The following is a 19,925-nucleotide window of genomic DNA, read 5'->3' on the forward strand; positions in this document are numbered from 1 at the left end:
GCTTGCGGCAAAGGAGTGCGCCATGTCGCCTCGTTCGCGATTCACCAGCCCGGCCCGGCAGCGCGGGGCGATTGGCTTGATGGCGGCGGCCACCCTCAGTCTGGCGGTGGTGATGCTGCTGTTGGTGGTCGACACCGGCCGCTTGTACATGGAACAACGCAAATTGCAGCGGGTGGTGGACAACGCCGCCCTCGAAGCCGTCAGTCGTGGCGGCAATTGCCTGCCGGGGCTGAGCGCTGCCAGTTACGCCGGGCAAAGCGCCGTGCGCAACGGCTACGTTGTCGACGCCAGCAACACCCTCGCCACCACGTGCGGCACCCTGGTGACTGCCGCCAGCGGTTTACGCACGTTCGCCGTGGATGCCACGCAAATGGCTGCGGTCAAAGTCGTCGCCAGTCGCACGGTGATCACCAGTTTTGCCGGCGGCGTACAAGCCTTGTTCAGCGGTACACCGGTCAGTCTCAATACCACGCTGAATGCCTCGGCGGTGGCCGCCAAACCGCAGCCAACGGTCGCCCAGCTGAATATTCGCAGCACGCTGGCGAGCATCGATACGGCCCAGTCGAACATCCTCAATCCGCTGTTTTCCGGGTTGCTCGGCGGTAACGTCAATCTCACCGCGCTAGGCTGGGACGGTTTGCTGAACACTGATATCAACTTGCTGAAATACCTTGATCAGCTGGCGATCAATCTCAATGTCGCGGCCGGCAATTACACGCAATTACTCAACACTCAGGCCACGGTGACGCAACTGATTCAGGCCGCCGCGACGGTGGTGCAACTCAATGGTGCGACCGCCCAAGTGATCACTGCGCTGGGCCAATTGCAGGTGGCGGCGGTCAACGCGGCGCCGGTCAAACTGGGTGACATTCTGCAATTGCAGACCGGGACCACGGCAGCAGGGCTGGACGCCAATCTGCAACTGCTGCAACTGATTCAAGGCGTGGTGCAACTGGCCAACAGCAAGAGTGCGGTGGCGGCGACGTTGCCGATCAGCGTGCTCGGGCTGGCGAATGTCACGGTGCGGGTGAAAGTGATCGAGCCGCCGCAGTTTTCCGCCATTGGCGATCCGGCGCGGGCCAAGGTCAATCCGACCGGGCCGGACCGGATTTATGTGCGTACGGCGCAGGTGCGCACGCTGGTCTCAGTGAATCTGCCGGTGCTGTCCGGGGTCACGGGACTGACCAACGCGGTGTTGGGATTGGTCGCGGGACTGACGCCGACGCTCAATGCAGTCCTGAGTCTGAATCTGGTAGCAGTCCTGAGTTCGGTCGCCTGCGCCGGTTGCCAGCAACTTGACCCACTCCTTTTGCCATCCCCCGAAATTGACATCAGCCTGGATGCTGGTGGCGCGAAAAGCTATGTCACCGATTACAGCTGCCCAACCGGGACAACAGGCACGAAAAGCCTGACTGCCCACACCATCACATCCATTGCCGACCTCAAACTCGGCAAGATCGACCCTGCCAACGCCTTTTCCTCGGCCGCCGAACCGACTGTCACGCCATTACCGTTGGTTGATCTGGGAATCGTCACCTGCCACAAGATTCTGGGCATCGGGACTTGCGACCCCTCCACCCATATTCAATACGGCGCTGGCGGCATTGCGATCATGCTCGACACCAGCGTTGCGCAAAACACTCAGGATCTGGTGTTCTCCAGCGCTACGCCATTCGCCACCCCGGCCAACCTCAAATTACCCCCAAGCATTCAGTCAGCCGCACCCACCAGTAACATCGTCGGCAGCCTGTCGAACACCCTCGCGGGGATCAACCTGATCGTCTACAAACCCCAGGGCAGCAATCCATTGGGTGCCGTTGTTACCGGCGTTGCCTCGTTGATCAGTGATGTCACCAGCAAACTGCTGCCGGTGGTGACCAACCTGGTCAGCCCGTTGCTCGACCCGCTGCTGAACAACCTGCTCAAAGGCCTGGGCATTAACCTGATGGATGTCGACGTCGGTGCCAACATGACCTGCGGCCAGACCGGCAAGGCCTATCTGGTGATCTAGGCGTCCACGGCAACTGGCAACTCAATGCAGAACCGCGCGCCCTCCACCGAGTTGCGCACGCTCAACTCGCCGCCCATGTTGTCGATGATGCCGTAGCTCACCGACAGCCCCAGCCCGGTGCCGACGCCGATGGGTTTGGTGGTGAAAAACGGCTCGAAAATCCGCTCCAGCAAACGCGGATCGATGCCGCCCCCGTTGTCCTCGACCCACAGTCGCACATGCTGCTCATCACGTTCAGCGTAGATTGAGATCCACGGTTTGAAGCTTGAGTCCTTCTCGCGTTTGCTCAGTAACGCATCCCGCGCGTTGACCATCAGATTGATCAACACCTGTTCAAGCTGATCGACGTAGCCGCGCACTCGCACCTCGAACCCGGTCTCGCTGATGCGCAAATCCACGCCTTTGCCGCGCATGCCCTCGGCCAGCAGCGACAGCGTGCCTTCAATGGCCGAGGCCGGGTTGAACAGTTGCTGCTCGATCTCCGAACGTCGACCGAATACGCGCATGTGATCGACGACTTTCGCTGCACGCTGCACCTGCGCATCGATGCGATTGAGCTTGTCGGTCAGGTAATCGACCTGCACATCGCCGTTGCCCAGGCGCTTGAGCACGTTGACGATGGCCATGCGCATCACGTTCAGCGGCTGATTGATTTCATGGGCGAGGCCGGTGGCCATTTCGCCAAGGGTGGCCATTTTCGCGCTTTGTGTGAGTTGCTGCTGCGAGCGGCGCACCTCGGTGTTGTCGCGGCCTACCGCTTGCACTTCGATCAACTGGCCGTGCTCATCGAACACGCCGCGATCGGACCACACCCACCAGGCATGTTCTCTGCCGGGCAGTTGCAGGCTGATTTCCGCGGTGCTCACCGGTTGCTCCACAGTCAGTGCAGCGAGACGCTGGACGAACGCAGTACGTTGTTCCTCGGACATCCAGCTGCCCAGATCGACCCCTGGCATTTCCTCCGGCGTGCATTCCAGATACTTCGCCAGCGGCCGGTTGCCAAAGGTCAGAATCAGATCCGGGCGATAGCGACAGATCATTGCCGGCGAGTCTTCCACCAGAATCCGATAGCGCTCTTCACTTTTTTTCACCTGTTCGGCTGCCAGGGTCGCCTCGGTGACGTCCAGCCACAAACCGACCGCTTCGACTGGCAGGCCGAGGTCATTGCGCAGCAGACGGGCTTCATCGAGCAACCAGTGATACTCGCCGCGACGGTCGCGCAGTCGATAACGGCTGCGCACCGAACCTTCGCGCAGCAACTGGCGGCTGCGGGCGAAATACACCTCGCGATCCTCGGGATGGATCATCTCGACCAGAGCACCGTCGCTGCAGTCCTCAAGGTTCCAGCCCAGCAAGGGTTGCAGGCTGGCACTGAAGAACGCCGGGATCAGCGCGCCTTCCTGGTAGTGCTGGACGTAAATCACCGCGGGCGAGCTGGCAATCAGGTTGTCCAGCCGCGCATGCGCAGCGGCGGCCCGTTGTTGCTGGTTCTGGATGTCGCTGATGTCGAGCATGAAACCGACCAGCCGGCGGTGCTCGCCGCTGCCAATCAGTTGGCCCTGTACGCGATACCACGTGGGCGCTTGCGCGGGATTGCCGTCGTGCAGACGCACCGACAGCGTCAGGGCTTCACCGTGTTGTTGCAAAGCGTGCAGACGGCTGCGCAACTCGTCGCGGTCGGCGGGATGGATTTGCGTCAGCCAGTCTTCCAGCGGTAATCCGCCAGGGTTCACGTTCAAGACCGCCGCCAGCGCGGGTGCCAGTTGAATGTGCTTGTCGCCTGCCAAAATCTCCCACCAGCCTGCACCCAATAGGGTTTGCAGCGCTTCGATGCGCTCCAGTTGCAAGTGATGCTGCTGTTCGCGCAGGCGCCCCAGCAACGGCCCGGCCAGCGCGCCGAGCAGTGCCATCCAGTCACGCTCGGTCAGGTATGGTGCGGCGCTGTCCACGGGATAAAACCCACAGAGCAGCCAGGCCACCACACCGTGTTCATCGCTATACGGCACCGCGAAACCTTCGGCACTGCCGAACAGAACCTGCACTCGCGAATGTTCATCCAGGCCCTGATGCGCGCCGACACGTTGCGGCGCGGCACCGTTCAGGCTGTCCAGCGGCGTGCCCAGACGTTGCTGGTCGTGCCACAGGTTCGGCGCATCGTGGGCGCGATGCTGACGATAGATCTGCCAGCCCTGCTGCTCATCATCGAGCAAGGCCAGCGCCAGACAAGGGATGTGCCAGCGCTGGGCGATCATTTGCAATTGTTCGCTGACGATCGTCGGCAACCGCGCCTGGCTGCATGCGCGCAACTGTTCGCTGATCTGCCCGGCGAGCAATTGGCAGGCATCACGCTGGCGCGATTGTTGGCGTTCGAGCAACAAGTCGGCGATATCGATCAACTGCATCAGCCAGCCCTCGCCCAGCGGTTGAACCCAGCCACGCACGTGCACGGTCTGCTCGCCCAGGCCGCAGAAGTCGAGATCCAGCAAGAGCCCCTGCCACTCCCTCGGCCGACCTTCGATGGTCAGCGTGCTGTGGGGCAGCAGATAAGTGCTGATTGGCAGGGGTTGATCTTGAGGTTTGAACTGCGCCAGCAGATGCCGCAGCGGCCCGGCCATTTGCAGCACGTCACCGTCGTCGTTCAGGTACAGGTGCAAGCCTGTTGCGGGTGAACCGAGTGGGTCGGGCAACTCATGGGCGGCGGGCGGTGTGCGTTTGAGCAAACGCCCGAAAAGTTTGTCTCCCGACGTCAAAATTGCAGACTCGACTTGGCGGTCAGGTAGGTGGGCAGGCTGGGTACCGTGCCGATGCCCGGCAGAACCAGAAACGGCATGACCTGATTGAGCTTGCTGACCGGGTAATTCACTTGCACTGTCAGCAGGCCCGTCGCGCTGTATTCGACACTGGTGTCAACGCCGACCACCAGGTTGAAGATCGGACGGATCCAGGACAATTGCTGGGTCAGCGTGGCATTCGCGGTGTTGATCACCACGGTTGAATAGTTGGGTGTGTTGGGATCGACCGCGACACTGCGGCGCACGGCTTCGGACGTGGCCTGATTGAACGATTGCATCATCACCAAGGGCAGGCTGTAACTGACCAGGCCGTAAAACACGGCGAAAAAGATGATGAACACCAAGGCGAACTCAATCGCCACCGCACCTTTTTGCGACTTGCGAAAGCCGGTTTTCATGAGTGCGTCTACCCTGACTGTCACTGCGTAGTCTCAGCATAGAATCATTCCGCAAAAATGGACGGTTTTTACCGGATGTACAGTTTTCTCCTTCTGATCTGGCTGGGCCTGTGCGCGGCGCAAGATGCCCGCCAGCGACGCATTGCCAATGGGCTGACGCTCGGTGCGGCGGCGCTGGCGCTGATCTGGCTGTTGTGGACCGGCAGCACTTGGCTGGGCGCTGAGGCGGGGCAGGGCGGTTGGGCCTGCCTGATCGCGCTGGCGCTGACCCTGCCGGGTTTTTTCATGGGGCGCATGGGCGCCGGCGATGTGAAATTAATGACAGCCCTCGGTCTTGCGACGGACGGTCTGTTTATTCTTGGCGTATTTATAGGGGCGGGCGTCGCCAGCCTGATCTGGATGCTGCTGGCGCCAAGAGTCTGGCTCCATATGAGTCAAGGGCTTAGAGAACGTCTGCGATATCTGGCCCCGAGCATGTCAAAAAAGCTGCCATTTGCACCGTTCGTGCTGGTCGGTGCAGTGCTCGTTATGCTTTGGATCCACTAGTCGCCAAGCGCCACTAGTTCTATGTACATAGTCGGAAAGTACGTCTACTTTCAAATGAACTGGTTATACAGCCAAAGGCTGGCAGTACAGGAATGGTCAGCTTTGGCCTGGGACATGGAGTAGCACGTGAACAAGCTTACGTCTGCGGTAAAAGTCCTCGTGGTCGACGATCAGCCGTTGATCGTGGAGGAGCTGTGCGAGTTTCTTGAAAGCAACGGTTATCGCTGTGTGCCATGCGAATCCAGTCTGCAGGCTATCGAGCGTTTCAGTGAGGACGCGGAAATCGGTCTGGTGCTGAGTGATCTGCACATGCCGGACATGGATGGCATTCAACTGATTCAGGCGTTGCAGCGTTTGGCGGGCAAGCGTCGGGTGTTTGAGGCGATCATGCTCACTGGGCGTGCCGACAAGCAGGATGTGATCAAGGCATTGCGTGCCGGGATTGCCGATTATTATCAGAAGCCGATTGATCTGGATGAGTTGCTCGACGGGGTGCGGCGTCAGGAGGCGGCGCTCCAGGAGCGGCAGAAGAATCTGCAATTGGGGCATTTGAATCAGAAGTTGCAGTATCTGTCTGAGTCGATTGATGACCTTTATCAGGATCTGGACAAGGTGCGGCGTAGTCCTTCGGCGGTGGTTCGTGATGGGTTGGGCGGTGAGCCTGCCGAGGCGGAGGCTCAGGAGATGCCGGAGATTTTCAATCAGTTGTCGCCGCGGCAATTGGATGTGGCGCGGTTGGTGGGCAAGGGGCAGACCAATTATCAGATTGCCTGTGAGTTGGGGATTACCGAGAACACGGTGAAGCTTTATGTTTCGCAGGTGTTGCGGTTGACGCATATGCATAATCGGACGCAGTTGGCTTTGGCTCTTTCGCCGAGTGCTTCTGCTGCGCGGCAGCGGGTTACGGCGCATTGACTTGGCGGCCTGTGGGCCGACCAGGTTCTTGGGGTTTTGGGTGAATATCCGTTGCTGCGGGTGTTGCTGCTGGCGGTTCCGCTCTTACAGCGGGTCACTTTTTCAGACGCCAAAAAGTAACCAAAAGGCTGGGCCCCGGCGTTCGGCCCCTCGCTAGGGCTCGGGGTTCCTTCGTTCCGGGATCTATCCGGGGGCATCGTCTACGGTTTGCTTCGCTGCACCTCCTCTCGATGTGTTTGGCTTCGCCAAACGGTCGCTGCGCTCCCACCCCCGGATAAATCCCTCCACTCAGCCTGCCGAAGGGGCCAGCAGATCAAAAGCTGCAGCCGAGCTAACGCTCATCCTGTTGAGTGGTTAGGAGCGGGTGAGGGGCTTTTGATCTGTTTCAGAGTCTGAATTCGACTCGGTCTTTCATGTCGGCGTAGCTCTACCAGACAACTCGGTCAGTCCCCTCTCCCTCTGGGAGAGGGCTAGGGTGAGGGGCTTTTGATCTGTTTCAGAGTCTGAATTCGACTCGGTCTTTCACGTCGGCGTAGCTCCCCCAGCCAACTCGGTCAGTCCCCTCTCCCTCCGGGAGAGGGCTAGGGTGAGGGTTGGCTTTTGGCTGTTTAAATTTGTTGGAGATAACCGGAACCTTCCCACACGGTTTTCAGGTTGTCCGTCAGACGTGCTCTCTCTAGTCTCTGACTGTCGCTGAACACTCAGCGATCGGGTGTGAGAACCCGGCAATTTATGGTCATCCAGTTTCTGTGCACGCATAATCGCCGCCAGCTTGTCTGCTGTCTGCAATGTGTCATGGCGGCTGTGTGCGGGCAGACTTCGGTCTGGCCGGGTGTCCATAACCGGTATTCTCACCCCGCATACAGCTGCCACCTTTTGCCCCGTGAGAATGGCAGTGGGTGGCGGCAAAGACTTTGGAATTGTTTCAATGGACAAACTGATCCCCGACCCACCCCACGAACCCATCACCCCGCTCGAAGAAGCCATCCGCGCCGACGACCTCGTCAAAAACCGCGAGGCCATCAAACGCGCCCTCGATTTCTACCTCTGCCCCGAACCCGCGAAACCCCACCAACCGAGCACGATGTTTCTCATCCATCCGAAAATCGATACCGAAAGCCTGCTCGCCCATGCCTGCGAATCCCTGGCTTCGGCCAATACGCTGGCGGGTAACTTTGCCGATCAGTTGGGTCGGCCGGAGCGCAATGCCGCGCTGGCGATTCAGCAGATCATCACGCTGGCCGAGCTGGCGGTAAACCGGGCACTGGATCGGGTGGACCCACAGACCTTACCCGCCAGGCACACCGCGTCATCGTTCTTCGCGAGCAGGCTCGCTCCTACATTTTGAAATGCATTTCAGCTGTGGGAGAGCACAGGGGGACGGCTTCTGATTTGCGTTGGATTCGCCCCTCATCGGAAACGCCGCCCGCCCAGCCCTCTCCCTATGGGCGGTCCGAAGTTTCGGGAGGGCTAGGGTGAGGGTTGGCTTTTGGCTGTTTAAATGTGTGGCAGATAACCGGAACCTTCCCACACGGTTTTCAGGTTGTCCGTCGGACGTGCGCTCTCTAGTCTCTGGCTGTCGCTGCCAATTCAGCGACCGGGTGTGGAAACCTGAATTTCAAGTAGATGCGTTGCATCGCTACCGCAATCATTGTCGGCGTCTTCTTTCGTCTGCAAACTGTGTCGCGGCGGCTGTGCGCGGGCAGGCTTCGGTCTGGCCGGTTGCCTACTTATCGGTTTTCCACCCTGCGTACAGCTGCCACCTTTTGTCGTGTGGAAACGACAAAGGTTGGCTCCTCAGCCAAGTAGGAGTTGTTATGGACAAACTGATCCCCGACCCACCCACCGAACCCACGACCCCGCTCGAAGAAGCTATCCGCGCCGACGACCTCGTCAAAAACCGCGAGGCCATCAAACGCGCCCTCGATTTCTACCTCTGCCCCGAACCCGCGAAACCCCACCAACCGAGCACGATGTTTCTCATCCATCCGAAAATCGATACCGAAAGCCTGCTCGCCCATGCCTGCGAATCCCTGGCTTCGGCCAATACGCTGGCGGGTAACTTTGCCGATCAGTTGGGTCGGCCGGAGCGCAATACCGCGCTGGCGATTCAGCAGATCATCATGCTGGCCGAGCTGGCGGTAAACCGGGCACTGGATCGGGTGGATCCGCAGGCCTGATCCGCCAGGCACACCGCGTCATCGTTATTCGCGAGCAGGCTCGCTCCCACAGGTGGAGTGCATTTCAAAAGGTGGGAGCGAGCCTGCTCGCGAAAGCGCTCGCAAGGTCACCCCATCACTAATTCTTGCTCTCGATCTTCCCACCCGCATCCGGATCATAAAAATCCGGAATCTCGTATTTGTACTTCTTCAGCCAGCGCTGCATTGCCAAATCCCGTTCGGTCGCAGTCGCCGTTTGGGGTTTGGGGGAGGCGGCTTTGTTGCGGCTTTGCAGGACCAGCCAGCCTTCGGTTTCCTGTTGTTGCGCCGAGGCGGGGCCGGCGTCGATGGCGGCGGCGCTGAGGGGCAGGCTGAGCAGGGTCAGGTAGCACAGGCCTTTGAAGGGGTTCATGGCTGTCTCCTTATTTGAGTGATGACGGCAACGGGTCAGCGACGGCGGCCACTTGATTGCTCGTGGCCGGTTTGGCCTTGACCGGGGCTTTGAGTTTTTCTGCGCGTTCCTGGGCTTCGGTGAATTGTTGCGGGGTCAGTTTGGCGCGGCTGACGATTTCGGCGGCTTGTGGCCAATCGTTCTGGTACAGCAGCAGGGTGACCATATTCAGGGTTGCCAGTTGGTTGTTCTGCTTGAGTTCGATGGCGGTGAGGAACTCGAAACGGGCGTCGTTGAGGCGCAGTTGGTTGAGGTAGACCACGCCCAGGTCGTTGCGGATTTTTTCGTCGGTGGGGGCCAGGCGCGCGGCGCGTTGCAGGTGGGCTTGGGCTTGGCCGTTATCGCCGCGAGCAGCGTAGAGCTGACCGAGGCCGTGTTCGGCTTCGGCGGTCAGGCAGCCGCCGAGCAGGCCGCGGTACAGCGGCTCGGCTTCGCTACGGCCGAGCAGACGATAGACCTTGGCTTTGCGCAGGCGCACTTCGCTGATGTTGTCCGGCAGGCTTTGCAGGTTAGCCAGGCTGGCGTGCAGTTTGCCGTCGTTGGCCAGATCGTCCGCGAGGTTCAGGGCCAGCTCTTGCTCCTGGGTCATCTTGCTGCAACTGCTCGGTGCCAGCAGCGCTGTCCAGGGTGCCTGGCCGTCGGTGGCGCAACCGCCGAGCAGCAACAGACTTGCCATGACTATCAGTACTTTCATCAAACGCTCTCCATGAGCAAGGTCAGTTTGCGAACGCCCGGGCTATCGCGGTGAAGCCGGGGCCAGCGAGGACGATCAGCAGTGCCGGAAACAGAAACAGCATCATCACTACAGACATCTTCGCCGACATTTTCGAGATGTATTCCTGCAAGCGCGTCAGGCGCCGGTCATCCAGCAGTTGCTTGAGCGCCAGCAGCGATTTCATCGCGCCGCCGCCCTGTTGAATCAGTTGCTGGAGGATCACGCAGGTGTCGCTGAATTCGTCCACGGCAAGCATCACCGCGGCTTTGTTCAACTCCTGGCCGAGTTCCAGGCCAGAGTCGACGCGGGTCAGGATCAGGCGTAGTTCGCTGGTCAGTTCCGGCAACAGTTTTTGCGCTTCGACGCTGAGTACACGCAGGGCTTGTTCCACTGCCATGCCGGATTCGAAGAGGATGCGCAGCAGCGGAATAAACGTCGAAACCTCCACTGAGATGGTTTTCTGCCGCCGTGCTGCGGCGTAGGCCAGCAAGCGTTTAGGCAGCAGATAACCGCCGCCGGTAGCGAGCATCGGCACGATCCAGCGGTTGTCAGCCTGGGGGAAAAACACCTCTTGCAGAAAAATTGCCAAACCCAACGTTAGCAGCGGCGTGCCGATCTGGCAGGCCGCAAAAAGCGCGCGTTCATTGGCCCGGCGCCAGCCGATGCGGTTGAGCAGGGTCTGGGTTTCGCTGTCGATGCTCACCGAACGCTGGCCGAACTTACTGCTGCCCAATGCGCGCAACCAGTTGCCGAAGCGATTCTCGCGCACCAGTTGTCCTTGCAGGCGCTGATTGATCTGACGCACCCGGCGCCGCTCCATCAGCAGGTGATTGATCACCAGCATCAAGGCGCCGAGCAGCAACATCAGTGCCGCGAGCCAGACCATGTCAGACGCTCCTCAACATGCGCCACAGCGCCAGGCTGCCGACCACTTGCAGCACGGCGGCGCTGATCAACATGTGCTGACCACTGGCGTCGTTCCACATCCCGAGCATGTAGCCGGGGTTGGTCAGCATGAAGTAACTCACCAGCAGCAGCGGCAATGAGCCGAGCACCCACGCGGTCATGCGCGTTTCGCCGGTGAGGGCGCGCAGTTGGCGGGCGCCCTGGTCGCGTTCGCGGATCAGTTTGATCAGGTTCTCCAGCAGCTCGCTGGCGTTGCCGCCGTAGCGATGATTGACCTTCAGGCCGAGGGCGAACATGCGCAGTTCATCCTGTTCATACAGCTCGGCAAAATCACTGACCGCATCGGGCAGGTTCACCCCCAGTTGTACGTTGCGCTGGACCCGGCCCATTGCTGTTTTTAACGGATCTTCGCTGGCTTCAATGCCGCCCATGACCGCGTCACTCAGGGTGCGCCCGGACTTCAGGCTACGCACGGTGTGATCAAGCAACTGCGGCAGTTGCTCGATCATGCGTTTGATCCGGCGCTGGTAAAGAATGGCGATGTATAGCCGCAACAGCAGTGGCGGTATGACGATCATCAGCAGCAGGCCGATCCAGTCGGCAAGAAAATACCCCAGCGCCATCGCCAGCGCCCACAGACTCAGCCACAGGCCGAAACGCTCGGTCGGACGGCCCAGCCCGGCGCGCAGAAACATCCGTTCCAGGCCAACCCACGCCGGTTTTTCGGCAGCCAGTTGCGGTTGTCCGGCGGCCAGTCGGTTGAGCACTTTTTCCGTGGCGGTCTTGCGCAGGCCTTGCAAAAACAGGCGAATCGACAGCCCCAGCAGCGTCAGGCAGATAACAATGAGAATGATCGCTCCCAGCATGCTCGATGCTCCTTGCCGTCAGCCCAGATGTGTCTCGTGGCGCAGCTTGTCGCCGGCCGGATTGACGGCTTCGCGCAGGAAACCGAAACCGCTGCGGCGGTCGAGGCGGAACAGCGTGTTGGTGACGTAGACGTCTTCGCGAATGCCGACCACTTCCACGACCTCGCTGACGCAACGGCGCCCGTCAGGCATGCGCGTCAGCTGGATGATCACGTCGAGGGCGGCGCAGATCATCTGGCGCAGGGTACGTTCGGCGATGGAACGGCCCGTTAGACCGACCAGCGTTTCCAGGCGCAGCAGGGCATCCTGGGCGTTGTTGGCGTGCACGGTGCTCATCGAACCGTCGTGGCCGGTGTTCATCGCCGTGAGTACATCGACCACTTCGACACCGCGGATCTCGCCGAGGATGATCCGGTCGGGGCGCATCCGCAGGGCATTGCGGATCAGGTCGCTGGCCTTCACTTCACCGTGGCCTTCGGCATTCGGCGGACGGGTTTCCAGGCGCACCACGTGGGGGTGGCCGAGCTGCAATTCGGCGACGTCTTCGATGGTCACCAGACGTTCGTGCGGGTTGATCAACTGGCTGAGAATATTCAGCAGCGTGGTTTTGCCGGTGCCGGTACCGCCGCTGATCAGGATGTTGCAGCGTTTGCCGACGGCATCCTGGAAAAACTCGAAGATCGACAGGTCGACGGTTTGCATGGCGATCAGGTCGCTGCTTTTAAGCATGTCCTTGCGGAATTTGCGGATCGACAGGCAGGGGCCGTCGAGGGCAATCGGCGGAATGATCGCATTGACCCGGCTGCCATCGGGCAGGCGTGCGTCGACCATCGGTGAGGACTCGTCGAGGCGCCGTCCGAGCGGTGCAAGGATGCGCTGCATCACGCGTTCGACGTGATGCGCATCGATAAACCGCAGGTCACTCTGGTGCAGCACACCGTCGCGTTCGATGAATACCCGATGCGGGCCGTTGACCAGAATCTCGGTCACCGAGTGATCGCGCAGCAACACTTCCAGCGGGCCGAAACCGGTGAGTTCGTCGACGATCTCCTCGGCCAGCCGCTCCATTTCGTAGCGCGATATCGCCAAGTGCAAACGGGCGATGTACTCGGCGACCTTGTCGGTGACGAACTGTGCGAGTTGCTGACGAGAACCTTCCAGCAGGTTTTTCCCCGACTCTTCGAGGGCGTCGATGATGTAGCGATGCAGTACCAGTTTCAGGCCTTCGTGATCGCTGTTGCCGCTGCTGCTGCGGGGCGCAGCGCCGAAGAGTTTTTCTGCGCTCATGAGGTGCCTCGCAAGCGGTCGAACCAGGTGACTTTGGGCTTGGCCAGACCCTCGGAACGTTTGGCCAGGCGCTCACCGAGGGCGCGCAGGCTCTGGGTGAGTTTTTCTCGCGGGGCCAGTTCGAACAGGCTGACGCCCTGGTTTTTGGCATTCAGGCGCACTTCGGGAGTGAGGGCCAGCGTGGCGATCACTTCCAGATTGAAGGTCTTGCCGAGGGTTTCCGAATTGGGCGCAACGTTGCTCAAGTAACGGTCGATCAGCAGCCGCCCGTGGTCGAGCTTCATGCCTTTTTCCCGCCACAGATTGAGCACGGCGAGGTTGCGCCGGCAGTTGAGCACGTTCTGGTCGGTGTACCAGAGCAACTTGTCGCAGTGGCTGACAAAGGTGCGCAAGGCTTCACTGTCGGTCTGCCCGGTGAGGTTCACGACGATGTGCTGGAAGTGCTGGCGCAAGGCGCTGAGCAACATGTACAGCTCGGCGGCGCTGGTGTTTTCCAGCGGCTCGTCGTTGCTGGCGTAGGCGAGAATGCGCAAGCCGGCTTCAGCGCTGGTGAAGGCGCTGTCGATCAGCGTGGCGTCGAGCCGGCGCAAGTGACGCAGGGCATCGCCAAAGTGAAACGAACTTTCCAGCCCGAGCAGGGCGAGGCTGTCACCGCGCGGCAGCCCGAGATCGAGCAGCAAGGTTTGCTGACCGCTCTTTTGCACCACCAGCGCCATGTGGTTGGCCAACAGTGCGCCATCGGAACTGCTCTGCACGCCATACATGACCGTAAGGCCGCCCAGTTGCGTATTCGGCGCCACGGGCGGCAGGCGCTTACTCAAGCGTCGCACCAGCCCGGAGACTTCACTGGAGCGCGAACCGTAGGCGACAAAATCCCGGGCCCCGGCACGCATGGCATTGAGCACCAGCTGATTGTCCATGCCGTCGCCGAGGGCCACGATCGCCAGCATCGGTTTGGCCTCCAGCGCGCCTTCGATCAACGCGCTCTGGGCGACCACATGTTCGCGATCCAGGCCGACGAACACCAGGCTGGCAAAGGTGACATCCACCAGCGCCAGCAGCTCGTCCAGGCTGCCGCCACCGGCGCTGACTACCTGACCGAGCGGCGCGAGTGCGCCCTGCAGCCACTCCAGATCGGTGCTGTTGCGGGTGATGGCGAGAAAGGTCTGGCTCAGGTTCTGGCTCATTGCGATAACCCGCTGCGCTTGTCGAAATTGCCGTTTTCCAAGAAGAACATGCGGTAGAAATTCGGGTCGTAATTGCGCAGTTTTTCCCCGGGCAACGACGGCAACTGGGCATCGGCGGCCAATGGCTGCACCAGATGCGGGGTGACGATCATCAGCAGTTCGCGCTCTTCGCGCTTGATCTGCGAGCCTTTGAAAAAAGCGCCGAGCACCGGGATGTCACCGAGGCCGGGAAACTTGTTCACCTGCGAGCTGTTGGTGGTGCTGATCAAGCCACTGATGACGAAACTCTCGCCATCGCCCAGCGACACGCTGGTGTCGGTGCGGCGGATAGTCAGCGCCGGCACAGTGGTGCCGGCGATCTGTACGGCGTTACTGAAGTCCAGTTCGCTGACTTCCGGGGCGACCTTCAACGCGATGCGGTCGCGACCGATGATGGTCGGCGTGAGGGTCAGGCGGATGCCGAATTCCTTGTATTCGATCGACACGCTGTCGCTGCCGGAGCTGGGCACCGGAATCGGAATTTCACCGCCGGCCAGAAAGCTTGCGCTTTGCCCGTTCAGCGCGACCAGGCTCGGCCGCGCGAGGGTGTAGGCGAAGCCGCTGGTTTCCAGCGCGTTGATGATTGCCATGGTCTTGCCGCCGATCCACGAGAAGTTGAACAGCGAGTTGTCCACCGGCAGGCGTGGCTGCGGCACCCCGTCAATCGGCGGAAGGGTGCCGGGCGAACCGAACAGGAAGTTGCCGCGCGTGCCGATTAGCGAGGCGGTGGCTTGCTTGAGTTTGGTGCGGCTGACTTCGACGAACCGAATATCGGTCTGCACTTGCGACGGCAGGTTCGGATCATCCGACGGCAGACTGCTGTTCAGCGCGGCAGTGGCGGCGCCCTGAACAAAGACCATGCTCTGGCGCGGCTCGCTCGAACACGACGTCCAGACCATCAGGCTGGTGGCGCCGGGTGCAACACCGGTGAGCAGAAAGGACGAGCTGCCGTTGGCGTGGACATCGGCGATTTTCGGGTCGCCAATCGCCAGACGCGTGATCGCCACGGGGGACTGCACGTCCTGCTGAAACCCTTCGCCGATTTCGATCACTGGCGGCATGCGCCCCAGTGCCGAACAATTGCCGACTGCCGCGAACGCAGCGTCCATCGACAGGCCCATCAGTAACAGGGCGCGCAGCATGGGTTTGAATGTCGGCCTGAAACGACTCTGCATGCCCTTGGATCCTTGCGCAGTCATGGGTTTTGTTGGGTGATCTGGTTGCCGCGAATGATTTCCACGGCAGGCCGTGCGGCGCCACCGGAACCACCACTGGACGGTGCTTTCGGTGCGGTGCCCATGGCCAGTTGGTTGAACTGGAAGAGTTGTCGGTTGGCGGTGTCGAGATGGGCCGTGGACTGGTTTTCGCCGGCCCAGTATTTGGCCAGGCGCTGCTCTTCACTGCTGCGTACGGCCAGGCGCAAGGTGCCGGCCTGGGTGGCGAGCATCAGGCGACTGAGCAGTTGCTCCGGCACCGCCAGCACCACGGTGCGCGCGGCGACGCGGCGTTGATCCTGTTTGAGTTTTTCGTCTGCACTCAGGGCCGGCGAGGCCGGTTGACCGTCGTTGGTCAGGCCGTACTGGTCACCCACCCCAAGCACGCGCATGGCCGGCAAAACGATCTGCGCCGACTGTTCGAGGTTGCTGGAATCCTGGCGCAGGTAGAGCAAGACATCGACGTAATCGCCGGGAATCAGTTGCCCGGCGGCACCGATCACTTCGTCAACAGCCACGGTGAGCGCGCGTTCGTCACTGTGAATCATGCGTGCCAGTGAACCGCCGGCGGTGAAGCTTTCATCGTTCAGCCAGGTGCCGGCGCTGAGGTGCCGCCAAGGTGTGCGGCCAATGGCCTGATCGACAGTGCTCAAGCTGCCCGCCGGTGCACTGCGCAGTTTTTCCACCGCTACATCGGCGGCGGTCAGCGCAGTGAAGGGTGGCACATCGTGCAGCAGCACCACCACGGGTTGGCGGGTCTGGTCTTCGGCGATCGCGACAGTTTTTTCAACAGTGACAGTTGGGGCGACGGGGGCGACGGCGACGGGCGCTGGTTGACGACTGAGTACCAGTCCCCAGTAACCGACAAAAATGGCTCCCAATAACAGGATGGCTGCAAGGCCCATGGTGACGCGACTGTTCATGACGGCTCTCCCTTTCCTGCTGCACTACCCACTGCTATTGCTAACGAGAGAAGTTCCCAATCCGGCAGCTATGAACATGCAACTATTTCGCTATTTCCACGCTAGCTGATCCAAGCCAAAACGCCATTACTGACAGGAAAATAACTCACGAAAGTATGAGTCTTGGCCAATTAACAGCAGCCGATGGCAAAAACACGATTGGATTAATACTTTCCGGTTAATTCGTTCTTACAGTTGTTGGGTGGGGGTTTGTTGACAATGCTCAAATGGCACGGTGGGTCTTTGCCGTTGTAGTGACATCAGCGCCAGAGGCGCAAAGGAGCAGTCCTATGTTTCGCATGACTTTCGACTATCTAATGTCCAGAGCCCGGGTGTTCATCAAGAATGAAGAAGGGGCTTCGGCGATCGAGTACGCCATTGTGGTGGCGATGGTCGCCGTCGTGGTTGTGGCATTCGTAACCCCTCTTGGCGATAGGGTGCTGGCGATCTTCAATAATATTTTGACGTCTCTTGATGGTACGGCTGTGACACGGCCGACGCCTTGAGTCATGGGAACGCTGCACCTGGCTGATATCGCACTACAATGGATTTTCCATTCAGCTTTCAGGTATTGCCTATGAACGCGTCTTCGCCGCACCGCCAACAGTTGCTTCTGGTTGACGATGAAGAGGACGCGTTGCTGGAGCTGGCGGAGTTGCTCGAGGGGGAGGGGTTTGTCTGTCATACGGCGACGTCGGTGAAGCTGGCGTTGCAGCATCTGACTCGCCATCCCGATATCGCGTTGGTGATCACTGATTTGCGCATGCCGGAGGAGTCTGGCATGTCGTTGATCAAGCGCTTGCGTGAGCATACTTCTCGGCAGCATTTGCCGGTGATTGTGATGTCGGGGCATGCGGATATGGAAGACGTCAGTGATTTGTTGCGGTTGCAGGTGGTGGATCTGTTTCGCAAGCCGATTTATTACGTCAGGTTGTTGGAGACTTTGGATAATTTGTTTCCCAAGCCTAAGGTTCAGGTTGGCTGAGGTTGAACTCGGCGGCCTCTGGGCCGACCGTGCTTTGGGTGTTTTGGGTGAATATCCGTTTTTTTGGGTGTTGCAGCTGGCGGTTTCGCCCTTACGGCGAGGCACTTTTTCCAGACGCCGAAAAAGTACCCAAAAAGGCTTGCCGCAACGTTCGGCCCACTCGCTGAGGCTCGGGGTTCCTTCGCTCCGGGATCGATCCGGGCGCAGCGCCTACGGTTTGCTTCGCTGCACCTCCTCTCGCTGTGTTTGGCTTCGCCAAACGGTCGCTGCGCTCCCACCCCCGGATCAATCCCTCCACTCAGCCTGCCGACGCGGCCGGTGAATCAAGATCAAGAGCTGCAGCCGAGCTAACGCTCATCCTGTTGAGTGGTGAGGAGCGGTAGCGGTGCGCGGTGTGCGGTGTGCGCGGTGTGCGCTGTTTTGCTTTGGCTTTTCTGTGGGGGCGAGTTTGCTGCGGACGGCGTTCCTGCGAAAGCGGCCTGACAGCCGGCCAGTTTCTAACTGAATGCACTCAATCCAACTGTAGGAATGAGCCTGCTCGCGATGGCGGCCTGACAGCCGGCCAATTTCTAACTGAATGCACTCAATCCAATTGTAGGAGTGAGCCTGCTCGCGAAGGCTGCCTGCAATCCGACCCAGTTCTGCCGTTTGTACACTCCACCCGCCGCTGCCGAAGCCTCTTGGTGTTTCAGCTTACAACTGGTAACTGAAACTGATGCTGTACCTGGGCTTGCGATTGAACGTGTCCAGCGCTTCATCCGACATTGCCTTCGCCGCTTCCAGCGCAATGTTGTAGTACTTGGCATCGCCAAACCGTAGCCCGATCGCCGCCGATGACAGATTGTTGGCCCGCACCGGCAATTCATTGAACCAACTGCGCGAGCGATCGAGCACGACATACGGTTGCAGGATGCGTACCCAGTTGCCGTCGCGGTTGAAGCTGTAGTTGACCTCGTACGCCACGCCCCAGCCCTTGTCGCCGGACGCTTGATCGTCGGGATAACCGCGACCGAAGTTCTGCCCGCCGAACACCGCGCGTTCGCTGTCGGGCAGGGTGTCGTCGCTCCAGTACAGCGCGGCCGACAGCACCCCTTGCCAATTGTCGAGGAACTTGTCGCTCTGTACGCCAGACAGGCGCAGGCGAAAGAAGTCGAGGTCGATGGCGTTGTTGTTGGTTTTCGCGCCCATGCTGTCGAGGCCCTGGTACACGCCGCCGCTGAGGATCCGCAACTGGCGGGCATCGGCCTTGCGCCAGTCGCTCTCGAAGGCGAGGGCGCGGATGTCGGTGCGTTCTTCGACACTCAGCGGGAAGCCGATCACCTTGTAGCGGGTCTTGTCGTTGACCGCGTAAAGCCTTGAACCGGCCGTCAGCAGTTCGTTGGAAGCGGCAATCAGCGGCAGGGTGAAACCGATCGAGTAGCGGTCGTTTTCGCGGTGCGGTTTGAGTTGCAGGCCATTGTCGAGCAGGACATTGGTGCTGGGGTCAGCACGGTAGCGTGAAGCCGACAGCGCCAGTTGTGCGCCCTCGTCATTGAGGAACTGGTTGTAGTCGAGCCGGTAGTAATGTTCGTGATCGTCACCCGGTGGAAACAGGCCGCTGAGGGTCAGTTGCTCGCCCATCGCGGTTTGCGAATTGCTGCTGACACCGAGCAGGGCCTGGGTGCCGTTGCGGTTGTCTTCGGTGGTGCTCAGCGTGCTGGTGAAGGGTTTTCGACTGGCCTGGGCCACCAGCGTTGTGGCGCCGTCGGTGGTGCCGGGCGGTGGCACCTGGGCCTGGATCGTCACCCCGGGAATGCGCGTCATCAGCGTGGTGTAGCGCTCGAACGTCTTGCGGGTCAGCGGCCGCTCGGTCTGAATCTTCGCCGCCAGTTTGTCGAGCAGCGCTTTGACCCGGCCGACATCGCCCTGGATCTGGATATCGCGGACGTAGCCTTCCACCAGCACCACGCGCGCTACGCCGTCATTGAAATTTTGCTGCGGCAAGAACGCGTAGGACAGCAGGTAACCGTCCTGCTGATAGCGTCGGGTGATGTTGCGCGTGGCCTCGATCAGCTCGGCGAGCGTGGCTTGCCGGCCGATCAGGGGCTTATAGATTTCGGCGAGTTCGTTGAGCGGATAGAGGGTGCCGCCTTCGATCTGCACTGTTTGCAGTTTGATCTTGGTGTCCATCAACAGCGGTTGCGCAGCGGCGGCACCAGCGTCCGGCACCTGCACCGGCGTGGCGCTTGGGCGATAGGCGTCGGCCGGCAGGTTCGGCACCGGCAGATTGCGGATGGTTTCGTTGCTGTTGAGAAAGCTGGGCAGGGTGTCGGCGAGGGCGGCGGAACTGAGACTGAGGAACAGCAGGGATGCCATTACGCGCATAGGACACTCCATGGTCAGATCACAGCACTGGGCTGAATTCTCCTAAGAAAAAAGCGGAAGACTCGTGGGAATCTTCCGCCCTCAACCAAGCGTAGGCGCTGTAGGTGAGGCCGTCGAATCGGCCAGGT

At 60.4% G+C, this 19,925-nt stretch carries 17 protein-coding genes and 1 pseudogene; 7 read left to right on the top strand and 11 right to left on the bottom strand.

All coding sequences use genetic code 11. The features are described 5' to 3' along the window. Positions 1-22 precede the first annotated feature (22 nt). A complete protein-coding gene (locus AB4O01_RS23635; protein ID WP_116255835.1) occupies positions 23-2,011 on the top strand; it encodes a pilus assembly protein TadG-related protein in 1,989 nt (662 codons plus the stop codon). On the opposite strand, the gene AB4O01_RS23640 is transcribed toward AB4O01_RS23635, so the two are convergent. After that, on the bottom strand, positions 2,008-4,761 hold the full coding sequence (locus AB4O01_RS23640) for a PAS domain-containing sensor histidine kinase (protein WP_460089744.1): 2,754 nt from the start codon (positions 4,759-4,761) through the stop codon (positions 2,008-2,010). The two genes, AB4O01_RS23635 and AB4O01_RS23640, sit on opposite strands and share 4 nt — an antisense overlap. Next, positions 4,758-5,201, bottom strand: coding sequence for a TadE/TadG family type IV pilus assembly protein (locus tag AB4O01_RS23645; protein ID WP_093430263.1), 444 nt, complete (start codon positions 5,199-5,201; stop codon positions 4,758-4,760). Before AB4O01_RS23645 ends, AB4O01_RS23640 begins: the two co-directional genes overlap by 4 nt. Before the next feature lie 75 nt (positions 5,202-5,276). Here AB4O01_RS23645 and AB4O01_RS23650 point away from each other — a divergent pair, with 75 nt between their 5' ends. The 4 genes and pseudogenes from AB4O01_RS23650 (at position 5,277) to AB4O01_RS23665 (ending at position 8,842) form a co-directional block, all read left to right on the top strand. Then, positions 5,277-5,747: a prepilin peptidase gene (locus AB4O01_RS23650; RefSeq protein ID WP_460089747.1), complete on the top strand. Its 471-nt coding sequence runs from the start codon at positions 5,277-5,279 to the stop codon at positions 5,745-5,747. A gap of 126 nt (positions 5,748-5,873) precedes the next feature. Beyond that, entirely contained in the window at positions 5,874-6,662 is a 789-nt protein-coding gene (locus tag AB4O01_RS23655) for a response regulator transcription factor (RefSeq protein WP_460089750.1), read from the top strand. A 928-nt stretch (positions 6,663-7,590) separates the two neighbouring features. Then, positions 7,591-7,950 (top strand): annotated as a pseudogene (locus AB4O01_RS23660) (DUF6124 family protein); the annotation flags it as partial. 529 nt (positions 7,951-8,479) lie between these two features. After that, complete coding sequence (locus AB4O01_RS23665; protein WP_427120587.1) at positions 8,480-8,842, top strand: DUF6124 family protein; 363 nt, start codon at positions 8,480-8,482, stop codon at positions 8,840-8,842. Positions 8,843-8,960: 118 nt separating this feature from the next. Here AB4O01_RS23665 and AB4O01_RS23670 read toward each other — a convergent pair whose 3' ends face one another. The 8 genes from AB4O01_RS23670 to cpaB are packed head-to-tail and all read right to left on the bottom strand — an operon-like array spanning position 8,961 to position 16,409. Continuing rightward, a complete protein-coding gene (locus AB4O01_RS23670) occupies positions 8,961-9,233 on the bottom strand; it encodes a DUF3613 domain-containing protein (protein ID WP_093430268.1) in 273 nt (90 codons plus the stop codon). Between the two features lie 10 nt (positions 9,234-9,243). After that, positions 9,244-9,966: a hypothetical protein gene (locus AB4O01_RS23675; protein WP_460089752.1), complete on the bottom strand. Its 723-nt coding sequence runs from the start codon at positions 9,964-9,966 to the stop codon at positions 9,244-9,246. Positions 9,967-9,988: 22 nt separating this feature from the next. Then, positions 9,989-10,873: a type II secretion system F family protein gene (locus AB4O01_RS23680; RefSeq protein WP_460089754.1), complete on the bottom strand. Its 885-nt coding sequence runs from the start codon at positions 10,871-10,873 to the stop codon at positions 9,989-9,991. A gap of 1 nt (position 10,874) precedes the next feature. Next, the gene (locus AB4O01_RS23685) at positions 10,875-11,759 is read right to left on the bottom strand and encodes a type II secretion system F family protein (RefSeq protein WP_460089756.1); all 885 of its coding nucleotides are present in this window, start codon (positions 11,757-11,759) and stop codon (positions 10,875-10,877) included. Between the two features lie 18 nt (positions 11,760-11,777). Beyond that, positions 11,778-13,046 carry a CpaF family protein gene (locus AB4O01_RS23690; protein WP_460089757.1) on the bottom strand — a complete coding sequence of 423 codons (1,269 nt, stop codon included), beginning with the start codon at positions 13,044-13,046 and terminating at the stop codon, positions 11,778-11,780. After that, on the bottom strand, positions 13,043-14,233 hold the full coding sequence (locus AB4O01_RS23695; RefSeq protein WP_460089759.1) for an AAA family ATPase: 1,191 nt from the start codon (positions 14,231-14,233) through the stop codon (positions 13,043-13,045). The genes AB4O01_RS23690 and AB4O01_RS23695 overlap by 4 nt, the downstream gene beginning before the upstream one ends. Further along, positions 14,230-15,447 carry a type II and III secretion system protein family protein gene (locus tag AB4O01_RS23700; protein WP_093430274.1) on the bottom strand — a complete coding sequence of 406 codons (1,218 nt, stop codon included), beginning with the start codon at positions 15,445-15,447 and terminating at the stop codon, positions 14,230-14,232. The genes AB4O01_RS23695 and AB4O01_RS23700 overlap by 4 nt, the downstream gene beginning before the upstream one ends. Before the next feature lie 20 nt (positions 15,448-15,467). Further along, the gene (cpaB, locus tag AB4O01_RS23705) at positions 15,468-16,409 is read right to left on the bottom strand and encodes a Flp pilus assembly protein CpaB (RefSeq protein WP_099757905.1); all 942 of its coding nucleotides are present in this window, start codon (positions 16,407-16,409) and stop codon (positions 15,468-15,470) included. Positions 16,410-16,747: 338 nt separating this feature from the next. On the opposite strand from cpaB, the gene AB4O01_RS23710 reads away from it, so the two are divergent. Together AB4O01_RS23710 and AB4O01_RS23715 are read left to right on the top strand one after the other, a co-directional pair. Further along, entirely contained in the window at positions 16,748-16,954 is a 207-nt protein-coding gene (locus tag AB4O01_RS23710; RefSeq protein WP_095047415.1) for a Flp family type IVb pilin, read from the top strand. A 71-nt stretch (positions 16,955-17,025) separates the two neighbouring features. Beyond that, the gene (locus AB4O01_RS23715) at positions 17,026-17,433 is read left to right on the top strand and encodes a response regulator (protein ID WP_460089761.1); all 408 of its coding nucleotides are present in this window, start codon (positions 17,026-17,028) and stop codon (positions 17,431-17,433) included. A gap of 693 nt (positions 17,434-18,126) precedes the next feature. Here the strand turns inward: AB4O01_RS23715 and AB4O01_RS23720 are convergent. Next, complete coding sequence (locus AB4O01_RS23720; RefSeq protein ID WP_460089762.1) at positions 18,127-19,797, bottom strand: ShlB/FhaC/HecB family hemolysin secretion/activation protein; 1,671 nt, start codon at positions 19,795-19,797, stop codon at positions 18,127-18,129. Positions 19,798-19,925: the final 128 nt, after the last annotated feature.

This window comes from Pseudomonas sp. S2_E02, assembly GCF_054668355.1.